Source organism: Variovorax sp. NFACC27 (assembly GCF_048301545.1).
Taxonomy (GTDB): Bacteria; Pseudomonadota; Gammaproteobacteria; order Burkholderiales; family Burkholderiaceae_C; genus Variovorax; species Variovorax gossypii.
In genome coordinates, this window is record NZ_CP157613.1 from 2,626,652 (window position 1) to 2,652,427 (window position 25,776).

21 protein-coding genes are annotated in these 25,776 nt (G+C 67.6%); 9 read left to right on the forward strand and 12 right to left on the reverse strand.

Going from position 1 to position 25,776, the window contains the following annotated elements; genetic code table 11:
• Positions 1-11 precede the first annotated feature (11 nt).
• Genes ABL840_RS12235 through ABL840_RS12245 form a run of 3 tightly spaced genes read right to left on the reverse strand, consistent with a single transcriptional unit; the run spans position 12 to position 3,301 of the window.
• Complete coding sequence (locus ABL840_RS12235) at positions 12-659, reverse strand: 2-dehydro-3-deoxy-6-phosphogalactonate aldolase (protein WP_093199464.1); 648 nt, start codon at positions 657-659, stop codon at positions 12-14.
• Positions 656-1,564: a 2-dehydro-3-deoxygalactonokinase gene (locus ABL840_RS12240; protein WP_093300930.1), complete on the reverse strand. Its 909-nt coding sequence runs from the start codon at positions 1,562-1,564 to the stop codon at positions 656-658. Before ABL840_RS12240 ends, ABL840_RS12235 begins: the two co-directional genes overlap by 4 nt.
• Positions 1,565-3,301 carry an IlvD/Edd family dehydratase gene (locus ABL840_RS12245; protein ID WP_093199469.1) on the reverse strand — a complete coding sequence of 579 codons (1,737 nt, stop codon included), beginning with the start codon at positions 3,299-3,301 and terminating at the stop codon, positions 1,565-1,567. It lies immediately after the preceding gene.
• A 148-nt stretch (positions 3,302-3,449) separates the two neighbouring features.
• Here ABL840_RS12245 and ABL840_RS12250 point away from each other — a divergent pair, with 148 nt between their 5' ends.
• From ABL840_RS12250 to ABL840_RS12270, 5 genes are all read left to right on the forward strand, one after another.
• Positions 3,450-4,193 (forward strand): FadR/GntR family transcriptional regulator, encoded by a 744-nt coding sequence (locus ABL840_RS12250; RefSeq protein ID WP_093300929.1) that lies wholly within the window; start codon positions 3,450-3,452, stop codon positions 4,191-4,193.
• Between the two features lie 93 nt (positions 4,194-4,286).
• On the forward strand, positions 4,287-5,669 hold the full coding sequence (locus tag ABL840_RS12255; RefSeq protein WP_093300927.1) for an ABC transporter substrate-binding protein: 1,383 nt from the start codon (positions 4,287-4,289) through the stop codon (positions 5,667-5,669).
• A 52-nt stretch (positions 5,670-5,721) separates the two neighbouring features.
• Positions 5,722-6,606 carry a carbohydrate ABC transporter permease gene (locus ABL840_RS12260; RefSeq protein ID WP_093199477.1) on the forward strand — a complete coding sequence of 295 codons (885 nt, stop codon included), beginning with the start codon at positions 5,722-5,724 and terminating at the stop codon, positions 6,604-6,606.
• A complete protein-coding gene (locus ABL840_RS12265; protein ID WP_093199479.1) occupies positions 6,603-7,454 on the forward strand; it encodes a carbohydrate ABC transporter permease in 852 nt (283 codons plus the stop codon). Before ABL840_RS12260 ends, ABL840_RS12265 begins: the two co-directional genes overlap by 4 nt.
• A gap of 25 nt (positions 7,455-7,479) precedes the next feature.
• The gene (locus tag ABL840_RS12270) at positions 7,480-8,550 is read left to right on the forward strand and encodes an ABC transporter ATP-binding protein (RefSeq protein ID WP_093199482.1); all 1,071 of its coding nucleotides are present in this window, start codon (positions 7,480-7,482) and stop codon (positions 8,548-8,550) included.
• Positions 8,551-8,690: 140 nt separating this feature from the next.
• Here ABL840_RS12270 and ABL840_RS12275 read toward each other — a convergent pair whose 3' ends face one another.
• Positions 8,691-9,731, reverse strand: a complete 1,041-nt coding sequence (locus ABL840_RS12275) for an endonuclease/exonuclease/phosphatase family protein (protein ID WP_093300926.1) — start codon at positions 9,729-9,731, stop codon at positions 8,691-8,693.
• A gap of 569 nt (positions 9,732-10,300) precedes the next feature.
• On the opposite strand from ABL840_RS12275, the gene ABL840_RS12280 reads away from it, so the two are divergent.
• Positions 10,301-13,081, forward strand: coding sequence for an ImpA family metalloprotease (locus tag ABL840_RS12280; protein WP_418116358.1), 2,781 nt, complete (start codon positions 10,301-10,303; stop codon positions 13,079-13,081).
• Positions 13,082-13,186: 105 nt separating this feature from the next.
• On the opposite strand, the gene ABL840_RS12285 is transcribed toward ABL840_RS12280, so the two are convergent.
• Positions 13,187-14,986: a DEAD/DEAH box helicase gene (locus ABL840_RS12285; RefSeq protein WP_093300922.1), complete on the reverse strand. Its 1,800-nt coding sequence runs from the start codon at positions 14,984-14,986 to the stop codon at positions 13,187-13,189.
• Positions 14,987-15,288: 302 nt separating this feature from the next.
• On the opposite strand from ABL840_RS12285, the gene ettA reads away from it, so the two are divergent.
• Positions 15,289-16,950 (forward strand): energy-dependent translational throttle protein EttA, encoded by a 1,662-nt coding sequence (gene ettA, locus ABL840_RS12290; protein ID WP_093199490.1) that lies wholly within the window; start codon positions 15,289-15,291, stop codon positions 16,948-16,950.
• A gap of 106 nt (positions 16,951-17,056) precedes the next feature.
• Here the strand turns inward: ettA and ABL840_RS12295 are convergent, their stop codons facing one another.
• Genes ABL840_RS12295 through ABL840_RS12315 form a run of 5 tightly spaced genes read right to left on the reverse strand, consistent with a single transcriptional unit; the run spans position 17,057 to position 22,202 of the window.
• Positions 17,057-17,512, reverse strand: a complete 456-nt coding sequence (locus ABL840_RS12295; protein WP_093300921.1) for a carboxymuconolactone decarboxylase family protein — start codon at positions 17,510-17,512, stop codon at positions 17,057-17,059.
• A complete protein-coding gene (locus tag ABL840_RS12300; protein WP_093300919.1) occupies positions 17,439-17,927 on the reverse strand; it encodes a MerR family transcriptional regulator in 489 nt (162 codons plus the stop codon). The genes ABL840_RS12295 and ABL840_RS12300 overlap by 74 nt, the downstream gene beginning before the upstream one ends.
• A 51-nt stretch (positions 17,928-17,978) precedes the next feature.
• Positions 17,979-19,769 carry an aminodeoxychorismate synthase component I gene (gene pabB, locus ABL840_RS12305; RefSeq protein WP_093300918.1) on the reverse strand — a complete coding sequence of 597 codons (1,791 nt, stop codon included), beginning with the start codon at positions 19,767-19,769 and terminating at the stop codon, positions 17,979-17,981.
• Entirely contained in the window at positions 19,759-21,156 is a 1,398-nt protein-coding gene (locus tag ABL840_RS12310) for a TAXI family TRAP transporter solute-binding subunit (protein ID WP_093199500.1), read from the reverse strand. The genes pabB and ABL840_RS12310 overlap by 11 nt, the downstream gene beginning before the upstream one ends.
• 17 nt (positions 21,157-21,173) lie before the next feature.
• Positions 21,174-22,202, reverse strand: a complete 1,029-nt coding sequence (locus tag ABL840_RS12315; RefSeq protein WP_093300916.1) for a P1 family peptidase — start codon at positions 22,200-22,202, stop codon at positions 21,174-21,176.
• A 40-nt stretch (positions 22,203-22,242) separates the two neighbouring features.
• On the opposite strand from ABL840_RS12315, the gene ABL840_RS12320 reads away from it, so the two are divergent.
• Positions 22,243-23,553: an NAD(P)/FAD-dependent oxidoreductase gene (locus tag ABL840_RS12320; RefSeq protein ID WP_093301202.1), complete on the forward strand. Its 1,311-nt coding sequence runs from the start codon at positions 22,243-22,245 to the stop codon at positions 23,551-23,553.
• Between the two features lie 7 nt (positions 23,554-23,560).
• Here the strand turns inward: ABL840_RS12320 and ABL840_RS12325 are convergent, their stop codons facing one another.
• Entirely contained in the window at positions 23,561-24,457 is an 897-nt protein-coding gene (locus ABL840_RS12325) for a LysR family transcriptional regulator (protein WP_093300915.1), read from the reverse strand.
• 110 nt (positions 24,458-24,567) lie between these two features.
• On the opposite strand from ABL840_RS12325, the gene ABL840_RS12330 reads away from it, so the two are divergent.
• Entirely contained in the window at positions 24,568-25,479 is a 912-nt protein-coding gene (locus ABL840_RS12330) for an isocitrate lyase/PEP mutase family protein (protein WP_093300913.1), read from the forward strand.
• Here the strand turns inward: ABL840_RS12330 and ABL840_RS12335 are convergent.
• Complete coding sequence (locus ABL840_RS12335; RefSeq protein ID WP_093300912.1) at positions 25,448-25,738, reverse strand: copper-binding protein; 291 nt, start codon at positions 25,736-25,738, stop codon at positions 25,448-25,450. The two genes, ABL840_RS12330 and ABL840_RS12335, sit on opposite strands and share 32 nt — an antisense overlap.
• Between the last annotated feature and the right edge of the window lie 38 nt (positions 25,739-25,776).

Below are 25,776 nucleotides of genomic sequence, written 5' to 3' on the forward strand. Positions count from 1 at the left end.
TGGCTTGCGGCTCAGGCGGGCGGCAGGCTCTTCCACGCCACGACGAACTTCTTCGCGTCCTCGCGCACCGCCGCGGCCTGCTTGCCGGGCTTGTAGAGCGAGGAGCCGATACCGAAACCGGCGGCGCCGGCCGCGCGCCATCCGGCCATGTTGTCGGGCGAGATGCCGCCCACGGGCATCACCGGCGTGCCGGAGGGCAGCACGGCCAGCAGTGCCTTCACCACGGCGGGCGAGGCCAGCTCGGCGGGAAACAGCTTGAGCCCGGTGGCGCCGGCCGCGAGCGCGCCGAAGGCTTCGGTCGGCGTCATCACGCCGGGCAGGCACACCATGCCGAGGCGCGCGGCCTCGGCGATGACCTCGGCGTTGAAGTTCGGCGAGACGATCAGCTCGCCGCCGGCCGCATGCACTTCGCGCACCTGCTGCGCGCCGAGCACCGTGCCGGCGCCGACCAGCGCCTGCGGAAAGCGCTTGCGCATCAGCGCGATGCTTTCGAGCGGCTGGGGCGAGTTGAGCGGCACTTCGAGCAGGCGAAAGCCCGGCTCGACGATGGCGTCGCCGACATCGGCCGCCTCGGCGGGCGAGAGGCCGCGCAGGATGGCCACCAGGGGCAGCTCGCGCATCGCGGCATCGAATTTTTCGAGGGGAGTGGGGGCGGTCATGCGGGAGTCCTGTCGGAATCGAGGAAGCCGGACAGCACATGCAGCCCGGCCCAGGTGGCTTCGGCGCCGAGCGTGCGCGTGGCGACGCCGGTGGCGCGCAGGGCCAGCGTGTAGCGCTCGGTGAGGTTGGACGAGCCGATCAGGATCACTTCGCCGGATGCCTGCAGTGCCTGCGTGCGCAATTCCTCGCCGATCAGCAGGCCCGAGAGGTAGCTCGACAGCTCCTCCTTCGGCATGCGCTCGAACAGCGCGAGCGTGCGCGTGCCGAAGGCGTTGTGCAGCAGGCCGTGTCCGTTCTCGGAGCGGGTCACGCCTTCGAGGAAGGCCGCCTCGTCGAGCGGCGCCGAGGCGTCGAGCGTGCGCGCCAATATGGAGTGCTGGCTCAGCAGCGCGTAGAACTCGCCCGTCATGTAGGTGCGGAAGCCCGCCACGCGGCCCTTCTTCACGGAAGCCCACTTGTTGTGCGTGCCGGGCAGCACGAAGACGCCTTCGCTCAGCCCGGTGAGTTCCATCGCGCCGAAGATCTGCACTTCTTCGCCGCGCATCACGTCGGGCACGCCGGCGTGCTCGTCGCTCAGGCCCGGCACGATCGCGATGCGCGCACCCGGAATGGCGTCGATGTCGATGATCCTGCGGCCCACTTCCACGCGGCCCGCGGGGCAGGCGGAGTAGGGCGCTTCCACCCAGCCCTGCTTGCTGCCGGCCATGCCGGAGATCAGGCAGCGTGCACCTTCGAGGCGCATCCAGTCGCCGAACAGCTTGTCGAAGACGGTGGGGAAGCCGCCTTCGGGCACGGTGAGAATGCCGCGCGCATCGCTGCGCTCTTCCAGTACCTTGCCGCCGGCGTCCAGCAGCGCGCCGCGCAGTGAACTCGTGCCCCAGTCGATTGCAACCAGTCTTGTCATCTAGTGATTGTCGCGCGGCACGAAGGCACCGCGGCGACCGCGCAGGAAGGCCAGGTCGGCGCCCTGGTCGGCCTGCAACACCGTATCGACATACAACTTCCAGTAACCGGATTCGAGCGGCGCCTTGGGCGCGACCCATTTCTCGCGCCGCTTCGCGAGCTCTTCGTCGCTCACGTGCAGGTGCAGTCTGCGGTTGGGCACGTCGAGCTCGACGATGTCGCCGTCCTGCACCAGCGCCAGCGGGCCTCCCGCGGCCGCCTCGGGCGCGGTGTGCAGCACCACGGTGCCGTAGGCCGTGCCGCTCATGCGCGCGTCGCTGATGCGGACCATGTCGGTGATGCCCTTGCGCAGCACCTTCGGCGGCAGCGGCATGTTGCCGGCCTCCGCCATGCCGGGGTAGCCCTTGGGGCCGCAGTTCTTGAGCACCATGACGCAGTTCTCGTCGATGTCGAGGTTCTCGTCGTCGATGCGCTTGTGCAGGTCGTCGGCGTTCTCGAACACCACCGCGCGGCCCTTGTGCACCAGCAGCTCGGGCGTGGCCGCGCTGGGCTTGATGATGGCGCCGTTGGGCGCGAGGTTGCCGCGCAGCACGCAGATGCCGGCCTTGTCCTTGAAGGGCTCGGCCTGGGTGCGGATGACCTGCGGATTGAAGTTCTCGGCGTCCTTCACGTTCTCCCACACGCTCTGGCCGGTGACGGTGAGGATGTCCTTGTGCAGGTGGTCGGCGATCTCCTTGATGACCACCGGCAGGCCGCCCGCGTAGCAGAAGTCTTCCATCAGGAACTGGCCCGAGGGCTGCAGGTTCACGAGGCAGGGCAGTTCGGAGGCGAGGCGGTCGAAGTCCTCCAGCGTGAGTTCGACGCCCATGCGTCCCGCGATGGCCAGCAGGTGGATCACGAAGTTGGTCGAGCCGCCGATGGCCGCGTTGACCTTGATCGCGTTCTCGATGGCCTGGCGCGTGAGGATTTTCGACATGTTCATGTCTTCATGAACCATGCCGACGATGCGGCGGCCAGCCTGCCGCGCGAGCACATTGCGGCGGCCGTCAACGGCAGGGTAGGCCGCGTTGCCCGGCAGGCCGATGCCCAGCGACTCGACCATGCTTGCCATGGTGCTCGCGGTGCCCATCGTCATGCAGTGGCCGTGGCTGCGGTGCATGCAGCTCTCGGCCTCGAAGAATTCCTGCAGCTTGAGCGTGCCGGCGCGCACCTGTTCGCTCATCTGCCACACGCCGGTGCCGGAGCCGAGCTCCTGTCCGCGCCACTTGCCCGAGAGCATCGGGCCGCCCGACACGCCGATGGTCGGCAGGTCGACGCTGGCGGCGCCCATCATGAGCGCGGGCGTGGTCTTGTCGCAGCCCATGAGCAGCACCACGCCGTCGAGCGGATTGCCGCGGATGCTCTCTTCAACGTCCATGCTCGCGAGGTTGCGATACAGCATCGCGGTGGGCCGCAGCAGCGTTTCGCCGAGCGACATCACCGGGAATTCGAGCGGGAAGCCGCCGGCTTCGTACACGCCGATCTTCACCTGCTCCGCGAGCGTTCTGAAGTGCGAGTTGCAGGGCGTGAGTTCGCTGAAGGTGTTGCAGATGCCGATGACCGGGCGGCCGTCGAACTGGTCGTGCGGAACGCCCTTGCCCTTCATCCAGCTGCGGTAGATGAAGCCGTCGCGATCGTGGCGGCCGAACCATTGCTGGCTGCGAAGTTCTTCGGGTTTCTTCCTGGGGGCGGTGCTCATGGATGTCTCTCTTTGTTGTCGAAACCTGGGCTGGATCGTCAGGGTTTGTCCTGCCGATAGAGCGTTTCAATCATCATATGATAAGCGCGAACAATGCGCCGGACCCTTAGTGTTTTCGAGCGCCGGGATACCAGTTTTCACATCACGCATGATCAAGAACATCCACGGTCGCACGCTCGAACTCCTCGGTGAAGCCGTGGTGTCGGGACGCTATGCGATCGGCGCGTCGATCCCCTCCGAGCCCGTGCTCGGCGAGGAGCTGGGCGTGAGCCGCACCGTGGTGCGCGAGGCGGTCAAGTCGCTGGCGGCCAAGGGCCTGATCGTGACGGGCCCGAAGGTCGGCACGCGCGTGCTGCCCAAGGAGAAGTGGAACTGGTTCGACCCCGATGTCATCACCTGGCAGGCGCGCGCCGGCCTCACGCCCGAGTTCCTGCGCGACCTGCAGGATCTGCGCCGCGCGGTGGAGCCTGCGGCGGTGCGGCTGGCCGCGGAGAGGGCCACCGAGGACGACATCGACGAGATCGAGCGTGCCTATGCAGGCATGAAGGAAGCGGTGGAGAACGGCGGCGACTACGTCACCTTCGACCTGCGCTTTCACAACGGCCTGTTGAGCGCCGCGCGCAACAGGATGATTGCGCAGATGAGCAAGGTGCTCAACGCATTGCTGCGCACCAGCTTCGAGATATCGACCACCAAGCCCGACGGCCCCACGCTCTCGCTGCCGCTGCATCGCGCGGTGCTCGACGCGGTGATCGCGCACGACCCCGACGTTGCGGAGCGCGCGATCCTGCGGCTCATCGATGGCGCCCGCCAGGACATCGAGGACGTGCTGGGCTCGCGCCGCCGGCTGCCGCGCCTGAGCCGGCCGCCACCGCGGCTCAAGGCCGGCTAGCCGCCCGGGCCCGCCCGCAGTCCTCATCCGGTTTTTCACCCCACGCTCGCGCGTCGAGCAGATTCCACCCCAGAAGAGAAGGAGACAAAGTCCATGAAACTCGTCAAGTCGCTGATCGCGCCGACGCTGGTCGCGATGGGCCTGCTGTCGGCAGGCCACGTCGCCGCGCAGGAAAAACTCACCGTCTGGTGGGTCAAGGGCTTCTACAAGGCGGAGGACGATGCGCTGTACGCAGCCATCAAGAAGTTCGAGGAGAAGAACAAGAACGTGAAGATCGAGCTGTCGCAGTACCCGATCCAGGACATGATCCCCAAGACCGTGTCCGCGCTCGACTCGGGCAGTCCGCCCGACGTGGCGTACGCCGACGTGTACGACTTCCAGGTCACCGGCAAGTGGGCCTTCGACGGCAAGCTCGAGGACATCAGCAGCGTGCTCACGCCCATGAAGGACCGCTTCGCGCCCAACACGCTCGAGACCACCTACCTCTACAACGACCAGACCAAGAACAAGGCGTACTACGCCTTCCCGATCAAGCAGCAGACGATGCACATCGAGTACTGGCTCGACATGCTGACCGAGGCAGGGTTCAAGGAGTCCGACATTCCCACCGCCTGGAAGGACTACTGGTCGTTCTGGTGCGAGAAGGTGCAGCCGGCCAGCCGCCAGAAGAGCGGCAAGCGCAACTTCGGCATCGGCATGCCGATGGGCGTGGATTCGAGCGACGCGTTCTATTCGTTCCTGACCTTCATGGACGCCTACAACGTCAAGCTGGTGGACGACAACGGCAAGCTGCTGGTCGACGATCCGAAGGTGCGCACCGGCCTGATCGGCGCCATGACCGACTACACCATGCCCTACACCAAGGGCTGCACGCCGCCTTCTTCCACCAGCTGGAAGGACCCGGACAACAACGTCGCCTTCCACAACAAGACGACCGTGATGACGCACAACGCGACCATCTCCATCGCCGCCAAGTGGCTCGACGACTCGAACAACGCCTCGCTCACGCCCGAGCAGCGCGAGGAAGCGCGCAAGAACTACACGGAGCGCATCCGCACGGCCGGCTTTCCGAACAAGCCCGACGGCAGCAAGATGGTCTACCGCACAGCGGTGAAGACGGGCGTGGTGTTCAAGGACGCGAAGAACAAGGCCCGCGCCAAGGAGTTCGTGTCGTTCCTGCTGCAGGAAGAGAACCTCACGCCGTACGTCGAGGGCTCGCTGGGCCGCTGGTTCCCCGTGACCAAGACCGCGCAGCAGCGTGACTTCTGGAAGGCCGACCCGCACCGCCTGTCGGTCTACAACCAGTACGCCGCCGGCACCGTGACCTTCGAATTCACCAAGAACTACAAGTTCACCGTGCTGAACAACGAGAACGTCTGGGCCAAGGCCATGAACCGCATCGTCACCGACAAGGTGCCGGTGGACAAGGCGGTGGACGAGATGATCGCCCGCATCAAGACTGTGGCGGGGCAGTAAGCCGCCCAGGCACGACACCCGTCGACACCGTCAACAACAGCAGCAGCACGCCATGAGCGCCACTGCCACCACCGCCGCCGCGCCGAGTACTTCGGCGCCTGTCGTCAATCCCGGAGCGCGGCATGCGCGCTGGCAGTTCTGGGGCGCGGTCATGGTCGTGCCCTACCTGCTGGTGTTCGTGGTGTTTGTGCTGTACCCGGTGGGCTATGGCCTCTGGCTGGCCCGCCATCCGCAAAGCTACGTGAAGCTGGTCGAGGACCCGATCTTCTTCCGTTCGGTGATCAACACGGCCATCTTCCTGGTCGTGGCGATCAACATCAAGATGCTCGTGGCGCTGGTGCTCTCGGGCTTCTTCGTGACGTCGCGCTGGTGGATCAAGATCGTCTCGGCGATCTTCATCCTCCCGTGGGCGATGCCTTCGATTCCGACCATCCTGTCGATCCGCTTCATGCTGAACCCGGAGTGGGGCGTGATCAACAGCACCATCTTCCGCCTGACCGGCGCGGACGGCCCCAACTGGCTCAACGATCCCACGCTGGGGCTGGCCTTCGCGATGCTGGTGCATACCTGGAAGTCGCTGCCGTTCTGGACGCTCATCCTCGTGGCGGGGCGGCTGGCCATTCCCACCGAGCAGTACGAGGCGGCCTCTGTCGACGGCGCCTCGTCGTGGCAGAAGTTCCGCTTCGTGAGCTGGCCCGCGCTCAAGACGCTCTACATCACCTCGCTCATCCTCTCGATGATCTGGACGCTGGGCGACTTCAACAGCGTCTACCTGCTGACCGGCGGCGGCCCCGCCGACCTGACGCACGTGCTCGCCACGCTGGGCATCCGCTACCTGCGGCTCGACCAGGTAGACCTGTCGATGGCATCGATCGTGGTGGCATTGCCGCTCGTGCTGCCCCTCGTGTACTTCATGATGAAGAGGCTCTCGAAATGAAGCGCTGGACCCCACGAGCCGTGCTGACCGAGGCCCGGCTGTTGCTCATCGGCATCCCGGTGCTGCTGTGGACGCTGATCCCGGTCTACCACATGGTGCTGTTCGCGATCTCGTCGAAGGACTCAGCGACCTCGGGCCACCTGTGGCCCAAGAACGCGACGCTGGACAACTTCCGCATCGTGTTCCAGCAGAAGCACTTCTACCTCGACCACTTCTGGTTGCAGCTGTGGAATTCGCTGCTGATCGCGGTTTCGGTGGGCGCGCTCACGCTCTTCGTGGCGACCACCGCCGCGTTCGCCATCAGCCGGCTGCGCGTGCGCGGCGGGCGCACGGTGATGAACATGGCGCTGTTCACGTACTTCATCCCGGCCGCCTTCCTCGCGGTGCCCATGTACAAGACCATGGGCAACTACGGCCTGCTCAACAGCCAGTGGGCGCTGATCCTCGCGATGGTGACCATCGCCTCGCCGTACTGCATCTGGGTGCTGAAGCAGGCCTCCGACAAGCTGCCCTACGAGCTCGACGAAGCCGCGCGCATGGACGGCGCCTCGCCGCTGCAGCTGTTCCGCCTCGTGTACCTGCCGCTGATGGTGCCGTCGCTGGTGGCCGTGGGCACGTATTCGCTGCTGCTGGCCTGGAACGAGTACCTCTATGCCTTCCTGCTGCTGTCGAACGACAAGAGCGTGACGCTGGCGGTGGCGCTGGGCAACTTCCTGTCGGCAGACGATTCGCCGTGGGAGCTGCTGATGGCCACCGGCCTCATCTACGCGCTGCCCCCGGCAGCCATCTATTACGCATTCAAGCGCTACATGGTCGGCGGCATCACCGCCGGAGCGGTCAAGAGCTGAAAGAGCCCACGCAGGAAACGAAAAAATGGCATCCGTATCCTTTCGCAATATCCAGAAATCCTTCGGCAAGGTCCACATCATCAAGGGCCTGGGCTTCGACATCACCGACGGCGAGTTCGTCGTGCTGGTCGGCCCCTCGGGCTGTGGCAAGTCGACGCTGCTGCGCATGCTCGCGGGCCTGGAGGACATCAGCGGCGGCGAGATCGTCATCGACGGCCGCGTGGTCAACGACCTCGAGTCGAAGGACCGCGACATCGCCATGGTGTTCCAGAGCTATGCGCTCTACCCGCACATGACGGTGGGCGAGAACATGGGCTTCAGCCTGCGCCTGCGCAACGCCGAGAAGTCGGTGACCGACGAGCGCGTGGCCAGGGCCGCGAAGATCCTCAACCTCGACGCGCTGCTGGGGCGCTACCCGCGCGAGCTCTCGGGCGGCCAGCGCCAGCGCGTGGCCATGGGCCGCGCCATCGTGCGCGACCCGAAGGTGTTCCTGTTCGACGAGCCGCTGTCGAACCTCGACGCCAAGCTGCGCGTGGCGATGCGTGCCGAGATCAAGGCGCTGCACCAGCGGCTGAAGACCACCACCGTGTACGTGACGCACGACCAGATCGAGGCCATGACCATGGCCGACCGCATCGTCGTGATGCACGACGGCATCGTCGAGCAGATCGGCACGCCGCTGGAGCTGTACGACCGGCCCGACAACCTGTTCGTCGCGCAGTTCATCGGCTCGCCGTCGATGAACGTGATCGAGGGCACGGTGCGGCGCTCGGGCGGGGAGTGCTGGGTCGAGTCGCAGGGCGCACGCTGGCCCGTTCCGGCCGCCACCGCGGTGCCCGACGGCCAGCCGGTGCACTACGGCATCCGGCCCGGCGACATGACACTGGGCGGCGGCTCGCACGGCGTGGAAGCCAGGGTCATCGTGGTCGAGCCCACCGGCGCCGAGACCGAACTGCTGGTGCAGGTCGGCGAGGCCAGGCTGGTGCTTGCCGTGCACGGCCGCGTCGACGCCCGGCCCGACGACACGGTGCGGTTGGCCATTGAGGCCGAGAGCGTGCACCTGTTCGACCGGCAGACCGGCCGCCGCATGGGTTGACTCCGCCTGAAACCAGGGCCCGCCGCGAAGGCGCGGCCTGTTCGTGTTCGCGCGCGCGGAACCGGCTTTGCCAGGCTGCTGGGTGCGCCCCGTGAGGGGGTGTCAGAGCCACACGAAGTGTGGCGAGGCTGGGGGCGGGCCTAGCTTGTGCGCAACCTGAGAAGGGCGCGCACGAAGCCGTGATCGGAGCGCGAGCGATCGCGTCCCTCGTGCAGGTGGTCGTTGAAGTAGTCGACCCGCCGCACGTCGCCCAGGCTGTGCCGGCTGGTGGCGACGAACTCCTCGCTCACGAAGATCTGGTCGAGCACCTCCGGGTAGCCCTGGTGGACGTGCGAGTAGGCCACGTCCTTCTTGAGCGCCGCCTCGCCCTGCATCTCGTAGGCGTTGAACAGGGCCACGTCGCGCGCGGCCTTGTCGTAGGCCACTTCGGAGGTGGCCGCCACGAGCTGCGTGGTCACGCTGTGCGGGTTGTCGTTGAAGTCGCCCATCACCACCAGCGGCACGTTCGTGCCCTGCAGCAGGTCGATCACGATGCAGCGCAGGGCGGCCGCTTCAGCGCCGCGCATCAGCAGCGAGCGCAGCGAGGCCATCACGCCCACCTTGCGATCGTCGCGGTCCTCGAGGTGATTGCCTTGCGCATCCTGCAGGAACTTGGGGCGCTTGGACTTCAGGTGCACCGTGAGCACGTGCACCTGCTGGCCGTGCTTCATGCGCACCGTTGCGAGCAGGGGCGGCCGCTCGAAGCGCGTGTGGGGGCCGAGGCCCGGTATTTCCACGCCGAAGCCCGGGGGGAAGTCGACGAAGGAGCGGACCTCGTCCACCTTCAGCCTCGTTGCGATGCCTACGCGCGGCGTGCCCTGCGCGCCAGGCCGCGCGGGCGTGCCTTCGGGGCTGCCGGGCGGCGGCGTGTTTTCCGCGCCGGGGGCCGAAATGAAGTCGTAGCGCAGGCCGCTGCGCGCGATGCAGGCCTTCAGCGCGGATTCGTCCCACACCTCCTGGACCGCCAGCACGTCGGCGTTCAGCGCGTTGAAGCGCTCGCCGATCCAGTCGATCTTTCGCTCGTACTCGCGCTCGGTGTAGGCGTCCTGGTTCTCGTAGTACACGCGGTTCGGGGCCGCGAGGTTGAGGAGGTTGCAGGTGGCTACGAAGAGGGTCGCGTAGTTGGGTGGGATGTATTGCATGGCGTGACGATTGTGGCTTGAGTTTGCACTCTGCAGCCTTTATGTCGCCGCACTGGGAGGTTCCTCGCGGATGCTGCTGACGTTGGTGATGCGAGGGCCATCACGCCTGTACGGACTCGCGATGCTTCACGACACAGGTCACCTCGTGACTTCCGGTACTTTTCAACGGATGCCGCGAACTATCGGCCCGCTTCACAGGTTTGACCGTTCCGCTGGGCAAACTTCAAGAGTTCGATGAAGCGCACCAGCTCAAGGTTTGCGATGCAAGGCACCCGGACTCTCCAGGTTCAGGATGTCCCCGCGCATTGCACTCGCTTCGGTACTCGCGTTGGCTCGCGCCTTCGCGCCAAGCCAATCCACTGCTCCTGATTCCTTCGCGCCGGGCAACTGCGGACGGAGGATCTTCGGGCGTCATTGGCTGCGCCATCGAACAAGAGGAGGGCCGGGTGAATGCGATGCAAGCACATCGCATTCTTCATGGCTTGAAGATCATTAAAAAGAGAGGGATGGGCATGACGATGCCGATGGTTTTTTCGAGGTACTTGATGGGAGCCTGCCTCGCAGGACTCATGACAGCATGCGGAGGTGGAGGTGGAAGCAATGGCGGTGGCGCCGTCTTCGCGGGTTCGGGCGCAGCGGCGTCCACGGCAACGGCGCCGGGGGCAGGAACAGGGGCAGGGGCCAGTGAAGGGGCAAGCGCAGGGGCGTCCTCGAATCCGCCCGCGGAGCCAGCGCCGGTTTTCTGTTCGAAGTCCATCGATCTCGCCTTGCGGTCCGGAGATCCGGAGGGGCTGACGGACGCTGCGGCCATAGCCAGGTGCGCGCACGATTTCGCAAAGGAGCTCTCGACCCGGCAAGCGGACTTGCCAGCGGCGCTGTACGGTGTCGAGAGCAGTGAGTACAAGCCGGATCGAAACTCCCAGTTCGTGCTGCCGGCGAACGTCGAGACCGCCCAGCCCCTGGTCGTCGGCGACAAGGGCAAGGTTCTCGCCACCGTGAGCACGGCGGCAGGTGGCCGCAGTGCGGGCTACGGCGCGAACATCCTCCAGCAGTTCGATCAGTCGCAGAACCTCGCGCATGCACCGGCGTTCCGGCGCCTGCTGAGCTGGCTGCTCACGGCGGATGCCTCGAAGCCGCTGCCGGACTCGATCAAGCTGAGCTACGCAGGCATCGATCCGACGGTTGTGAAGAATGGCTTCAAGCGCGCAGGCGTGGATGTGTCCGTGACGGCATGCGACCCTTCGGTCGCCGACAGCTGCGGCAACGGCTCGCAATTGCTGTTGCTGGGATCCGAAGTCACGAACAACCCGGCGCTCGAGACGCAGATGGCCAGGCTGGTAGCCGCGGGCCAGCCGGTCCTGTACGTTCATACGAAGTACTGGAACGAAAACCAGGCGAGTCGCAGGGTGCTGTCCGGCATGGGGATGCTGCTCGGCGGACACGCCGGCAATTTCTTCTACGACGACGCCGTGGCGCATGGGCGTAACGCCGCTGCAAACAAGGCTGCGCTTGCTCAGTTCGGCGGCGTCGTGCCGCTGCTGCGGAGGATGGTCGAGAACGACTGGCGCACCGACTACGACTGGAGCGCATGCAGGGAGAACGACTGCAGCAGGGTCGTCGACCTCCAGCGCGATGTGCTCGTACCTGCCGAGATGTTCAGGGAAAAGATCGACGCCTTGAGTCTCTCCGGTCGCAATCTCTTCGAGCAGCCGTCGACGAACCTGTCTCGCCTGCTCGTGCTCTGGGCCGACGTTACGCGGCGAGGGATCAGGTACCCGATGAGCAAGGAGAGCCAGGCCGGGGCTTTCATGCAAGCAGCTGTGGCCGACAGCCTGGTTGCCTATGTTCGACCCAAGGGCGGTGCCCAGTCGGATCTCGGCTCGTTCATGAAAGGGACAGCGGCGCGGTTCGAAGTGTCGACCGCCGACGAGGTGGTGACCATCCCGCTGACGCAGGAGTCCGGCTTCATCGCGCTCGGGCGTTTCGCAGTTCCCGGCCGGACGGTGGCCGTGCAGGTTGTCGATGCAGCGGGCGCGACTCTTTCCCTGCAGATCAACACCCAGGACCCCAACACGACGAAGCTGTGGTCCGAGAAGTACGACCGCCCCCGGTTTGTCCGAAGCCCGGCCATTGCGCTGGACGCACAGGCCGTCACCCACATCACGAGCCCGTATGGAGGAACGCTGCAGCTGGTGTTTGCCGGTGCGCCTGCCGATGCCAAGGTCCGGCTGCGCATTCGCGGCGTTGCCCGGCATCCGTTCCTCGATCTTTCCAACGATGGCAGCGTTGCCGACTTCAAGGCGAAGTTCGATGCCACGGACTTCGACTGGGCCGAGATCAGGCTGCCCGGCGTCGAAATTCACACGCGCGTGGACATGATGAAAGAGGCCTTGAAGGATGCCGTCTTCGGTGGCGATCTGGGCCGCTATCTGCAGGAGTTGCGCGGCTACGTGGTCGATGATGCTTACCATCTGGCTGGTCTGGTGGTTCCGGGCAAGACGCTGCCGACGGCAATCCTGAAGAACTGCGCGGCGTGGGGTTGGGACTGCACCAACGACAAGCTGCACCGGACTCCCGACATCCAGCACTTCAACGCGGATTTCCGTGCCAGGTGCGGAATCGGTTGCGCGGGCAACCCTGTCGACATCTCCTGGGGCTTCAATCCGCGCGGCTGGGGTGAGAGCCACGAGCTGGGGCACAACCTGCAGCAGGGCGCTCTCAACGTCTACACCGACCGCAGCGCGGAGGTCTCCAACAACCTGTTCCCGCTGCACAAGAACTGGCGATTGCTGCGCGAGCTTGGTGTCGATCTGGAGAAGGGTCGGGTCGACTATCGCTCGGCGTTCGACATGATCGTGGCCGCTCGCGCCGAAGCGGACCCCGTTCAGGGGGCCTACCGCCGCATCTGGGGTTCGGCTGAATACGCGGCACAGAACGGGGAGCGCCTGGCGTTCTATGTCCAGTGGATCCACTACTGGGCGGAACGCACGGGCGACAAGGCGCGCGGATGGGAGCTCTTCACTCAGCTCTACCTGCACCAGCGCCTGCTCGCCAAGGCCGATTGGGCTGCATACAAGGACAGGCTGGGATATGGGAACTACGCCCTCCGACCGCAGGATCCGAGTGGCAATGACAACCTGCTCATCGCGCTGTCCTGGATGACGGAGCGCGACCAAAGGGCGACGTTCGACCTCTGGGGTATCACCTATTCGGCTGCAGCGGCTGCCCAGGTGAGCAGCTACGGCTTCGCGAAGGAGGCCGCGCTGTTCTATGCCAACGACAACACCAACAACCACGACACCGCCGTCAGGGTCGACATGACGGCATCGAAACCGGCCTGGCCGTTCTAGGTCTTCGGCCCCGGGCTTGCCGGGGCGGGGCGGTGATCGGTTCTCCGGCTCCGCCCGGGATTGTTGTCGCAGGAAGGGGCGGGTAGCTCGTACTACCCGCGCATCTCAGCGGCCGAACGAACGGCCGCCACCGCCACCGGAGCGGTTGCCGCCGCCATAGCCACCGCCACCACCCGAGCGGCCACCGCCGCCCGAACGGTTGCCGCCACCGTAGCCACCGCCACCCGAACGGCCGCCGCGTCCACGGCCACCCATGTGGTCGACGCTGGTGCGAAGCGGATCGGGCTGGCCGGCACCGCCGCCACCGACCGATTCGGCGCGCAGGTGCGCGACCTGGTTGGCCTGCGTCGGGCTGTGGCTGTTGCCGTGGTGGCGCGGCTGGCGCTCTTCATGCGGTGCGTGATGGTGGCGCTGCGGCGCGCGTGCCGGGCCCTGCGGGCCGCGGGCTTGCTGCGGGCGGGGGGCCTGGCCGCGTGGGCCCTGGCCTTGACCCTGGCCGCCGCCATTGGCGTTGCGGCCCTGGCCGTTGCCGCCGCCCTGGCCACCGCCACGACGCTGGCCACCGTTGCCACCGCCGTTGCCGCCGCTGTTGCCGCCGCTGTTGCCGCCGCCCTGGCCGGCCTTGTTCTCACGGATGCGCTGCAGCATCTCGGTGCGCGCAGCCTTGGCGGCCGCCTGCATCACTTCGCGGCTCGGCGGACGGCCGGCGCCGCCCCAGATGGTCTGGCGGCCCATGGCGATGGGCTCGGCGCGTTCGCCTTCCTCGGGGCCGTAGCCCTCGATGACCTGCACGGGGATCGTCTGCTTCGTGAAGCGCTCGATCTCCTGCATGAAGCCTTCCTCGTCCAGGCACACGAAGCTCACGGCCTCGCCGCTGGAGCCGGCGCGGCCCGTGCGACCGATGCGGTGCACGTAGTCTTCGCTGACGTTCGGGATCTCGTAGTTCACGACGTGCGGCAGCTCGTCGATGTCGATGCCGCGGGCGGCGATGTCGGTGGCCACCAGCGCGCGCAACTCGCCGCTCTTGAAGCCGGCCAGTGCCTGGGTACGGGCGCTCTGGCTCTTGTTGCCGTGCAGCGCCATCGCCTCGATGCCGTTCTTGGTGAGGAATTCGGCCACGCTGTTGGCGCCGAACTTGGTGCGCGTGAACACGAGCACCTGGCTCCACTTGTTCTCGTTGATGATGTGCGCGAGCAGCGCCTTCTTCTTGCCGCGGCCCACGGGGTGGATCACCTGGGTGATGCGCTGCACCGTGGTGTTGCGCGGCGTGACCTGGATGCTCTGCGGGTTGCGCAGCAGCGTGGCGGCCAGGTCGCGGATCTCGTCGCTGAAGGTGGCCGAGAACAGCAGGCTCTGCTTTTCCTTGGGCACCAGCGCCAGCACCTTGCGCACGTCGTGGATGAAGCCCATGTCGAGCATGCGGTCGGCTTCGTCGAGGATGAGGATCTGGACCTGGCTCAGGTCGAGCATGCCCTGCTGCTGCAGGTCGAGCAGGCGGCCGGGGGTGGCCACGAGGATGTCGACGCCGCTCTTGAGCTTGCTGATCTGCGGGTTCATGCCGACGCCGCCGAAGATCACGGTCGAACTCAGCTGCAGGTACTTGCCGTAGGTGCGCACCGATTCCTCGACCTGCGCGGCGAGTTCGCGGGTGGGGGTCAGCACGAGGGCGCGCACGCCGGTGCCGCCGAACTTGTTGGTGGCGCTGCGGGTCATGCTGAGCTTGTGCAGCATCGGCAGCGTGAAGGCGGCGGTCTTGCCGGTGCCGGTCTGGGCGCCGCCGAGCAGGTCGTGGCCCTCGAGCACCGCGGGGATGGCTTGCGCCTGGATGGGGGTGGGGGAGTCGTAGCCGTGTTCGTGCACAGCCTTCAAGATGGCGGGGGCCAGCTTCAGTTCGTCAAAAGTCATTGGAAACAACAAGCGCCATACACGGCGCGGTGGCATCGGCCCGCCAGGCGTCTAAAGACGACGCCGAGCCAGTCAAGGCAGATGAGGGTCAGGGGTGGGAGCCGGAAAGTCCGCCCTTGCGAAAGGGTTGAAATGGCGCTTTCTTCGTCCCCGGCAGAGAGCCGGTGTTGCGGGCAACTGGACCCGGCAACGGGGTCTATTGTCGCATGAGTCGATAATCGGTGGTTTGCCGCGCCCGAATGCCTCCATTCCGGCGACCGCGCATCCCTTCGAATCCCGCTACCCAAGGTAACCAACCACACATGGCTCAATACGTCTATTCGATGAACCGTGTCAGCAAGACCGTGCCGCCCAAGCGGCAGATCTTGAAAGACATTTCGCTGTCCTTCTTCCCCGGCGCCAAGATCGGCGTGCTCGGCCTGAACGGCTCGGGCAAGTCCACGCTGCTCAAGATCATGGCGGGCGTCGACAAGGAAATCGAGGGCGAGGCGCTGCCGATGCCCGGCCTGACCATCGGCTACCTGGAGCAGGAGCCCAAGCTCAATGCCGAGCACACCGTGCGCGAATCGGTCGAGGAATCGATGGGCGCCGTCAACGCGGCCAAGAAGCGCCTGGAAGAGGTCTACGAGCTGTACGCAGCCGAAGACGCCGACTTCGACGCACTTGCCGCCGAACAGGCCGAACTCGAGGCCATCATCGCCACCGCCGGCACCGATTCCGAGCACCAGCTCGAGATCGCCGCCGACGCCCTGCGCCTGCCGGCCTGGGACGCCAAGATCGGCGTGCTCTCGGGCGGCGAAAAGCGCCGCGTGGCGCTGTGCCGCCTGCTGCTGAGCAAGCCCGACATGCTGCTGCTCGACGAACCGACCAACCACCTTGACGCCGAATCGGTCGAGTGGCTCGAAGTGTTCCTTCAGCGCTTCCCGGGCACCGTGGTGGCCATCACCCACGATCGCTACTTCCTCGACAACGCCGCCGAGTGGATTCTCGAACTGGACCGCGGCCGTGGCATTCCATGGAAGGGCAACTACAGCACCTGGCTCGAGCAGAAGGGCGAGCGCCTGGCGCAGGAGCAGAAGAGCGAGGAAGCCCACGCCAAGGCCCTGAAGAAGGAACTCGAGTGGTCGCGCCAGAACCCGAAGGCCCGCCAGGCCAAGAGCAAGTCGCGCCTGGCCCGCTTCGAGGAGCTGAGCGACGTCGAATACCAGAAGCGCAACGAAACGCAGGAAATCTTCATTCCCGTGGCCGAGCGCCTGGGCAGCCAGGTGTTCGAGTTCAAGAACGTCAGCAAGTCCTTCGGCGACCGCATGCTGATCGACAACCTGAGCTTCAACATCCCGGCGGGTGCCATCGTCGGCATCATCGGCCCGAACGGCGCCGGCAAGTCGACGCTGTTCAAGCTGCTCGCGGGCAAGGAAAAGCCGGATTCGGGCGAGGTCGTCATCGGCCAGACCGTGAAGATGGCCTTCGTTGACCAGTCGCGCGACGCGCTGGGCGACCAGAAGACCGTGTGGGAAGACATCTCGAACGGCCTCGACATCATCAACGTCGGCAAGTTCCAGATGGCCAGCCGCGCATATGCGGGCCGCTTCAACTTCAACGGCGCCGACCAGCAGAAGAAGGTCGGCACGCTGTCGGGCGGTGAACGCGGCCGCCTGCACCTGGCCAAGACGCTGATCGCCGGCGGCAACGTGCTGCTGCTTGACGAACCGTCGAACGACCTGGACGTGGAAACCCTGCGCGCGCTCGAAGACGCGCTGCTCGAATTCGCCGGCACGGTCATGGTGATCAGCCACGACCGCTGGTTCCTCGACCGCATCGCCACGCACATCCTCGCGGCCGAAGGCGACAGCCAGTGGACCTTCTTCGACGGCAACTATCAAGAGTATGAAGCCGACAAGAAGAAGCGCCTTGGTGAAGAAGGCGCCAAGCCCAAGCGCATGCGCTACAAGGCCCTTAAATAAGGCTCGCCCCCAGGCTGCGCGCACTTCGTGTCGCTACGCCAACCCACTACCGGGGGCAACACCTGCGGCCCGGCAAAGCCGGTTCCGCGGTGTTCCTGGAATGGGTTCAGATTGCTTCGACAAGAGCGCGCGGTTCCGCAAGGAGCCGCGCGCTTTTTTCATCCTCCGCCGCGAAAACCTCACGTGCGGCGAAGATGCCGTTGAGCGCCGCAGGGAAGCCCGCGTACACCGCCATCTGCATCATGATCTCGACCACCTCGTCGCGCGTCACGCCGACGTTCAGTGCGGCCTGGATGTGCACCTTCAGCTGCGGCGCGGCATTGCCCATGGCGGTGAGCGCGGCCACCGTCGCGATCTCGCGGGAGCGCAGGTCGAGGCCGGGGCGCGAGTAGATGTCGCCGAACGGAAACTCGATCACCAGGCGGCCGAAGTCCGGCGCGATGCCGGCCAGGCTCTCGACCACCTTGACGCCGCCTTCGCCGTCGATCTCATGAAGCTTGGCCAGGCCACGCGCGTAGCGCTGGTTGTCGCTTTGGCCCTGGTCTTTTTGCGTGTTCGTCATCGCTCGTCTTTCCTTCCCGGGCCTTGCCCGACTTGGGAGGACGCTTCTGCGTTTTCTCGATCTCGCTGTAGTGGTCGATCTTGAACGACAGCGCCTGCATGGATTGCTGCAGCGCCGCCACCTTGGCCTGAACTTCGGCGAGGTGCCGTTCGAGCATCTCGCGCCGTTCGCCGACGCTGGCGTCCCCCTGGCTTCGAAGCCTGACGAAGGCCTGCATGCCCTGGATGGACATGCCGGTCTCGCGCAGGCGCAACAGGAAATCCAGCAGGTCCATGTCGGCGCTCGCATAGCGCCGCTGACCGCCGGGTGCACGGGACACCGCGGCGATCAGCCCGATGCGTTCGTAGTAGCGCAGCGTGTAGGCCGTGAGGCCGGTTCGTTCCGCGACTTCCGCAATGGTCAGACTGGTTTCCATGGCGTTGATTCTCGAAATTAGAGCGCGCTCTAAGTCAAGCGCGTAGTCGAACTATTTTTGAAAGCCGTCCAGGTCGGCATCCAGCCAGCCGCGCAGGCTGTTCACGAAGGCCAGGGCCCGCACCCGGGGCAGATCGTCCACCCGAACGACCGCTTCGGCAAGCTGGCCGCCGCGCACGCGGTTGGCGCGGCCGATGCCGTTCAGCAAACCGCAGTGCAAGGGCGGCGTGACCCAGCGGCCGTCGAGCAGCAGGGCGATGTTGCCGCGCGTGCATTCGGTGATTTCGCGGTCGCGGTTCCACAGCAGGGTGTCGAACACGCCCGGGGCGGTGGGCGCGAAGGCTTCGTAGTGGGCGCGGCGGGTGGTCTTGAATCGAGTGAAGTCGCCGTGGGCTTCGTCGAATGGCCGCTCTGCGAGTTGCAGGCGCACGCGCGCCGGCGGCGCTTCCATCGCGAAGGCCTCGGCACGCGGCGTGCCCTGCGCATCGAGCAGCAGGCGCACGCGCCACATGCCCGCGGCATGACGCGCCTTCAGTCCGTCGAGGCAGCGGGCGACCGTCTCCTCGTTCCACGGGCGGCCGAAATGCGCTGCCGCGGCCGCCATGCGCGCCAGGTGCTCGGGCGCGTCGCGCAGTTCGCCGTCCGCCAGCGCGAGCGTTTCGAGCAGGTCGAACGATGGCGTCGAGGCCTGGCCTGCCCGGTCCAGGAAGGCGCGCTTGTGATGCCATTCCTCCCACTCCGCATCGGCCCGCGCATCGGCCGTGATGCCGCTGCCGATGCCGCAGCGCGCCTCGCCGTTTCGCAGCGTCACGGTGCGGATCGGCACGTTGAAGGTGGCATGGCCTCCGGGCCGCACGATGCCCACGGCGCCGCAGTACACGCCGCGCGCCTCGGGTTCAAGCTCGCGGATCATGCGCATCGCGCTGACCTTGGGTGCGCCGGTGATCGAGCCGCAAGGGAACAGCGCCCCGAACACGTCGGCCAGCGTGGTGCCTTCGCGCACGAGCGCTTCTACGTCGGAGGTCATCTGCCACACGGTCGGCAGCGCCTCGGTGTGGAACAGGCGCGGCACGCGCACCGAGAAAGGCCGCGCCACGCGCGAGAGGTCGTTGCGGATCAGGTCCACGATCATCACGTTCTCGGCCCGCTCCTTCGGCACCGTGCGAAGCCGCTGCGCGAGCGCCTCGTCCTCGGCGGGCGTGGCACCGCGCGGGGCCGTGCCCTTCATGGGGCGCGTCAGGATGCGGTCGCCCTGCCAGTCGAAGAAGAGTTCGGGCGACACAGACAGCACCTGCTCCTCGCCGGTGTCGATGAAGGCGGTGTAGCCGTCGGGCTGGGCCTGCCGCAGCGCCATGAACAGGGCCTGCGCGTCGCCATCGAAGCGGGCATGCAGCGCGGCGGTGTAGTTGAGCTGGTAGAGCTCGCCGTTCGAGATGGCGCGGTGGATGGCCTGCATGCGCCGGTCGAAGTCGGCGCGCGAGATGCCGGGTTGCCAGTCGATCGAAGGCGCGGCGTCGTCGCCCGGTGCTTCAGGCCAGGGCAGGGCCTCGTCGTGCACGCCGAACCAGGCCAGCGGCCCGTCCTCCGCGTGCACCGCGTGCACCGCGAACGCGCGGTCGAAAGCCGCGGCGGCCTCGTAGCGCAGGTAGCCCACGCACCATCGCCCCTCGCGGGCGAGCGCCTCGACGGCATCGAGCACGGGGCGTACCTCGGCCGCGGTGCGCGCCACCAGAACGCGCGACGGTGCGCCGAAGCCCAGGCGCAACCTGCGCGCGTCGCCGTGCGGCTGCGCGAAGTCGATCAGCGTGCGCGGGGTCGTGGGCCGGGTCTTGTCAGACGGCATCGTTCGCCGCTGCCGTGGCCGCGCCGGCCACGCCCGCCTGCGGCGCCTTGGCCAGCACCCGCTTGCGCACCGCGTAGATGTTGTTGCGCAGCGCGTAGAGCTCGTCGGCGTACGACAGCGGCACAGCCACCTTGTTGACCACGCGGTCGAGCTGGTCGAGGTCCTCGAGCAGCGACTTCCGCTCGTCCTCCTTCGCCAGCGTTTCCGTATCGACCTTCGCCTCGATGTCGCGCAGCCGCGCATACCAGCGGAACACGCGTCGGCGCACGCGGAACTGGTACAGCGGCGGCACCACGCGGCTCAGCGGCAGCATCAGCACCAGCAGGCCGCCCAGCACCAGCCACATGCGTTCGACGAGGTTGCTGGCCCAGAAGGGCAGGTAGCGCTGCCAGATCGGCGGCGTGCCGTTGATGGCGCGGTCGCCCTCGGGGCTCACCGGCAGTTCGCTGGTGCGGGTGTTGGGGAAGTCGCGCGTCCGGTTGAACCAGCCCGCGCTGCTGTGCACCGACTGCGCCGCCTGCGCGAACAGCTGGCGCAGGGCCGGGTGCGTCTCGTCGCGCGACAGCAGCGAGGTGGTGGCCGCGAGCAGCGACACGTCCTGCGGCGGCATGTCCTTCGACAGCTCGATCATCCCGCGCGGCAGCGTCACCGGGGAGAGGAACGGGAAGCGCCGCGAGTAGGCGTCGGCCTGCCCGAAGTCCATGAGCTTCACGTCGCCGGAGCGCAGCAGCCGCTGCACCTGCGGAGACTGCGGCGCGGAAGACAGCACGATGGCGTCGAGGATGCCGGCCTCCAGCGCCTCGGCGGCGGAGGCCTGCTCCAGGTTCGACAGCAGCAGGTCGTCCGGGCCGAGCCTGTTGGCCTTGAGCATGCGCTCCATGATGTCGGGCAGCCCGCTGCCCGGCAGGTCGACGTTCACGCGCAGGCCGCGCAGCTGGGCGAGCGAGGTCAGCGTGGCGGTCTTTCGGTCGATCTTCTGGGCCGACTCGGTGCGGTAGAAGAGCCAGATCGGCTCGTAGAACAGGCTGCCCAGCGAGGTGAGCCCGGCTTCCTCGTCGGCCACCGGGTCGGCGCTGCCGCCGCGCACGAAGCCCACGTCGGCGCCGCCGGTGCGCAGCAGCTGCAGGTTCTCGGTCGAGCCCGAGGTGGGCTTGAGCTCCACCTCGATGCCGTTGTGCCGCAGCGCCTCGGCATAGCGCTTGCCGAACTGCGCGTAGGCGCTGCCCGTGGGGCCGGTGGCCAGCGTCACGTGCTTGGGCGGCTGGGGCTGGAGCCACCAGTAGGCGGCGATCAGCAGCCCGATGACGATGAACACGATCGGCCCTGCCGAAGCGATCAGGTCGCGGATCGACAGCAGTATCAGCTTCAGGGTTCTGGGGAACGCCATGGTGGTCCCTCCTGTTTTCAGCCGCGCGCCGAGCCCAGGTCCGCCGCGCAGGGAATGTGCAGGTCGCCCACCGTCACCGTGCGCGCCGCGTGCACCGCGCGCAGCGTGGCGATGGCGACGGCCTCGGCGGCCATGGTGCTGAGCACCGTCATGCCGGGAGCATCGCCCTCCAGCGGCACGCGGCCGGTGGCCAGCGCGAACAGCGTGTCGCCGTCGCTCATGGTGTGCACCGGATTGATGGCGCGCGCCAGGCCGTCGTGGGCCACGTTGGCGAGCCGGTTGGCCTGCACCTTGGTCAGCACCGCGTCGGTGGCGATCACGCCGATGGTGGTGTTGGTGCCCGCGAGCAGGGGCTTGGGGCTCAGGCCGCGCAGCAGAGCGCGGCGCGTGTCGAGCAGGGCCTTGCCGTCCTCGGTGCGCGCGCCGGCCACGGGCTGGCCGGTGTTGTGGTCGATCACGTCGCCCAGCGAGTTCACCGCGATCAGCGCGCCTACGGTGATGCCACCGACCTTGACCGAGGCGGTACCGATGCCGCCCTTCATCGCACGTTGCACGCCGAAGAGCTTGCCCACCAGCGCGCCGGTGCCGGCGCCCACGTTGCCCTCGGCGGGCGCGGCGGTGCCGGCGGCCTCGCAGGCGGCATAGCCGGCCGCGGCATCGGGGCGGATGCGCGCGTCGCCCATTGGCAGGTCGAACAGCACGGCGGCCGGCACGATGGGCAGGGTGCCGAAGCGCACGTCCATGCCGATCTTGCGTTCCTCCATCCAGCGCATCGCGCCCTCGGCGGCCGCCAGGCCCCAGGCGCTGCCGCCCGCGAGCACGACGGCGTGCACCTGCTGCACGAAGTTGCCGGGCGCGAGCAGGTCGGTCTCGCGCGTGCCGGGCGCCGCGCCGCGTACGTCCACGCCGGCCACGGCGCCGTCGCGCGCCATGATCACGGTGCAGCCGGTGGGGCGGCGGGTTTCGGTGAAGTGGCCGACCTCGATGCCGGCGACGTCGGTGATGGCACCGGCGGAATGTGAGAGTGAAGAAGACGGGGCTGACATGGCGGCCGATTATGAGACCGCACCCCTTACGATTCCCGGCATGACGGTTGCAAGAAGTTTCTCTTCCGCCGCGGGTGCCGCCGACGACAGGCGCCACGTGGTCGTGATCGGTGCCGGCGCGGTAGGCAGCGCCACCGCCATCGAGGCATTGCGCGCGGGCCTGCGCGTGACGGTGGTGGAGCCCGGCGAGCCGGGCGGCCCGCACGCGACGAGCTACGGCAATGCCGGCTGGCTGTCGTCGCATTCCGTGGTGCCGCCTGCGCTGCCAGGGGCGTGGCTCAAGGTGCCGGGCTGGCTGGCCGACCCGCTCGGGCCGCTCGCCCTGCGCTGGCGCTATCTGCCCCGCGCCTTGCCGTGGCTGCTGCGCTACCTGGCTTCAGGCTGGACCGAGGCGCGCGTGCAGCGCACGGCGAACGCCCTGCGCACGCTGCTGGCCGATGCGCCTGTCCTGCACGCGCGGCTGGCCGCCGAGGCCGGTGTGCCGCAGCTTGTCGAGCGGCGCGGTCTGCTGCACGCCTACCTGTCCCGCGCCGAGTTCGACGGCGACGCGCTCGGCTGGCGTGTGCGCCGGCGGACCGGGGTGCAGTGGGAGGAATGGCCGCAGGACGAACTGCGCCGCCGCGAACCCGACCTGCATGCGCGCTACACCTTCGGCATTTTCGTGCCCGAGGCCGGCCATTGCCGCGATCCGGGCAGCTACGTGGCGGCCCTCGCGCGGCATGCGCTCGAGGCGGGCGCCGAACGCATCGCGACCCGCGCGACGGGTTTCCGCATCGAAGGAGGCCGGCTGCGCGCGGTGCTCACCGAAGCCGGCGAGATCGCCTGCGACGGCGCCGCCATCTGTGCCGGCGCGCGCTCGGGCCCGCTGGCCGCGGCGGCCGGCTCCACGGTGCCGCTGGAATCGGAGCGCGGCTATCACGTGGTCGTCGAAGACGCCACCTCCGGACCGCGCACGCCGACGATGGTGGCCGACGGCAAGCTCATCGCCCACTGGATGGACGGCGGCCTGCGCGCGGCCGGGCAGGTGGAGATCGCCGGGCTCGAGGCAGCGCCCGACTGGCGCCGCGCGGAGATCCTGCACACGCACCTTCGATCGATGTTTCCCTCGCTGGCTCGGCCCGCGCCGGGCTCGCCTTCGACGGTGAAGCACTGGCTCGGACACCGCCCGAGCCTGCCCGACGGGCTGCCCTGCATCGGCCCGGCGGCGGCCAGCGCCGACGTCGTGCTGGCCTTCGGTCACGGGCACGTCGGCCTGTGCGGCTCGGCGCGCACCGGGCGGCTGGCGGCGCAGCTGCTCGCGGGCATTGCGCCGGAGATTCCGCTGAAGCCCTTCGACCCGGCTCGCTTCTAGCTCTACGCTAGAACTCGCCGCGCTCCAGCTCGGCAAGCAGCGCGTGCGTCGCGCGGCTGAGAAACGCCGAGCGGCGCACGACGCACGCCACCGGAACGCGCACGTCCAGGTCCGCGACGTGGATCAGCGCGAGGCTTCCCCGCGCGACTTCCTCGGCAATGCCGCTTTGCTGCAGGAACGCCAGGCCGAAGCCGGCCTCGACCAGCCGCTTCTGCGCCGTGAGGCTGTCGACGGCGCTCCAGTCGACCTGTTCCACGCCCCGCACCAGGAACTGCGAAAAGATCGCCTCCGCATGAGGCTCGGTGCGCCGGGGCGGCTGGGGAAAGGCCAGCCACCGCTCCTTCGAGAGCCGCACCAGCGACTTCAACCGCTTGCCCGCGAGCGGATGAGAGGGCGCGCATGCCACCACCAGTTGCTCGTGGTGGACGACCTTGCACAGGAGGTCGGGCGACGGGTCTTCGTAGTAGCGCAAGCCCACCGCAACGTCGCTGGCGCGCACCTTCTCGCTGACCTCCGCGCTGGTGGCCGTCTGCAGCCGGATGTCGAGGCCCGGAAGCGACGCGCGCAGCCTCGCGAGCACCGCAGCCAGTCCCGAGCTCGCGAGCGTGCCGACGGCCGCGATGTGAACGGTGCCCGCCGCGTCCGACTTCGCGGCCTGCACGGCGGCGACCGCATCGCCCAGCGCCGCGGCCACCTTCTCGGCATGCGGCAGCAGAGCCTCTCCCGCCTGGCTCAGCCGGAGCCCGCGGCCCACGCGTTCGAACAGCGCGGCGCCGAGTTCTTCCTCGAGCAGCGCGAGGCGGCGGCTGATGGCCGACTGCGTGCGCGACAGCGCGGTCGCGGCGGCGGAGACGCCTCCTTGCCGGTGGACCATCAGGAATGTGGCGAGTGCTTCCGAATCCATGCGATGCAATCCATGCAAGAAATAGATGGGTTGGAGAAATATTATGCGTTTGACGCACGCCGACCCGAAATCCACCATCGAGGCCTTTCATCGACCACGACGGAGCCGGAATGGACCAGAAGACACGTGCGGCGCACGGCCGCGCCTTTCTCGAACTGCACAGGACGGGCGGCGGTTTCGTCATGCCCAACGCCTGGGACCCGGGCAGCGCCGTCCTGCTCGCATCGGAAGGCTTCAAAGCCATAGGAACCACCAGCGCGGGCATCGCCTTCTCGCTGGGACGGCCCGACTACAACGTGAGGGACGCCCGCCTCTCGGTCGGCCGTGAGGAGATGCTCGAGGTGGTGAGGAAGATCGCCGCGGCGGTGGACATTCCCGTGAATGCCGACCTGGAGGCAGGCTACGGCGACGAGCCCGCGGACGTCGCCGACACCATCCGCATGGCCATCGATGCGGGCGCGGCGGGCGGCAACATCGAGGACACCGATGCCGCGCGCGGGCGCCTGTTCGACGAGAAGCCGGCCGTCGATCGCATCGCGGCGGCCCGCGGCGCGATCGATGCCGCGGGCGGCGGCTTCGTGCTGAACGCGCGCACCGACGCGTTCCAGTTCCGGTTTCCCGGCGACGACGCGCTGGGCATCGCGATCCGGCGTGCCAACCGTTTCATCGAGGCGGGCGCGGACTGCGTGTTCGTGCCGGGCGTGACCGACCCGGCTCTCGTGCGCACGCTGGCGCGCGAAATCGCGGGCCCCCTCAACATCGTGGTGGGGCTGAACGACGCGACGGCCGGCGCTTTCGAGTTGATCGAGGCCGGGGCCGCGCGGATCAGCGTGGGCGGCTCGATCGCGCGCTCGGTGATGGCGCTGGTCAGGCGCAGCGCGCAGGAGCTGCACGCGCTCGGAACCGTGTCCTACGCGCGCAGCCAGATCCCGCAGCGCGAACTCAATGCCCTGTTCGAAGCGGCATTGAGGACGAGGGCGAACGCAGGCCTCAGTTCGACGGCGCGATCGACAGCACCGTGAGCGCGCCGTCGACCTTGTCGGCCGTGAACTGCACCTTGTCGCCGGGCTTCACCTTCGTGAGCAGCGCAGGGTCGCTCACGCGGAAGACCATCGTCATGCCCGTCATCTCGAGGTTGGGAATGTCGCCGTGCTTCAGCGTGATCTTCTTCGCGTCGGTGTCGACCTTGCGGACTTCGCCCTCGACGGAGGGCAGGGCGGCTTGCGCGAAGGCGGCAGCGGCGAGCAGGGCGGCGGAGAGGGCGGTGAACAGTTTCTTCATGATGGGTTCCTTGGGGGATGAGGGGATGAGGGAATGAG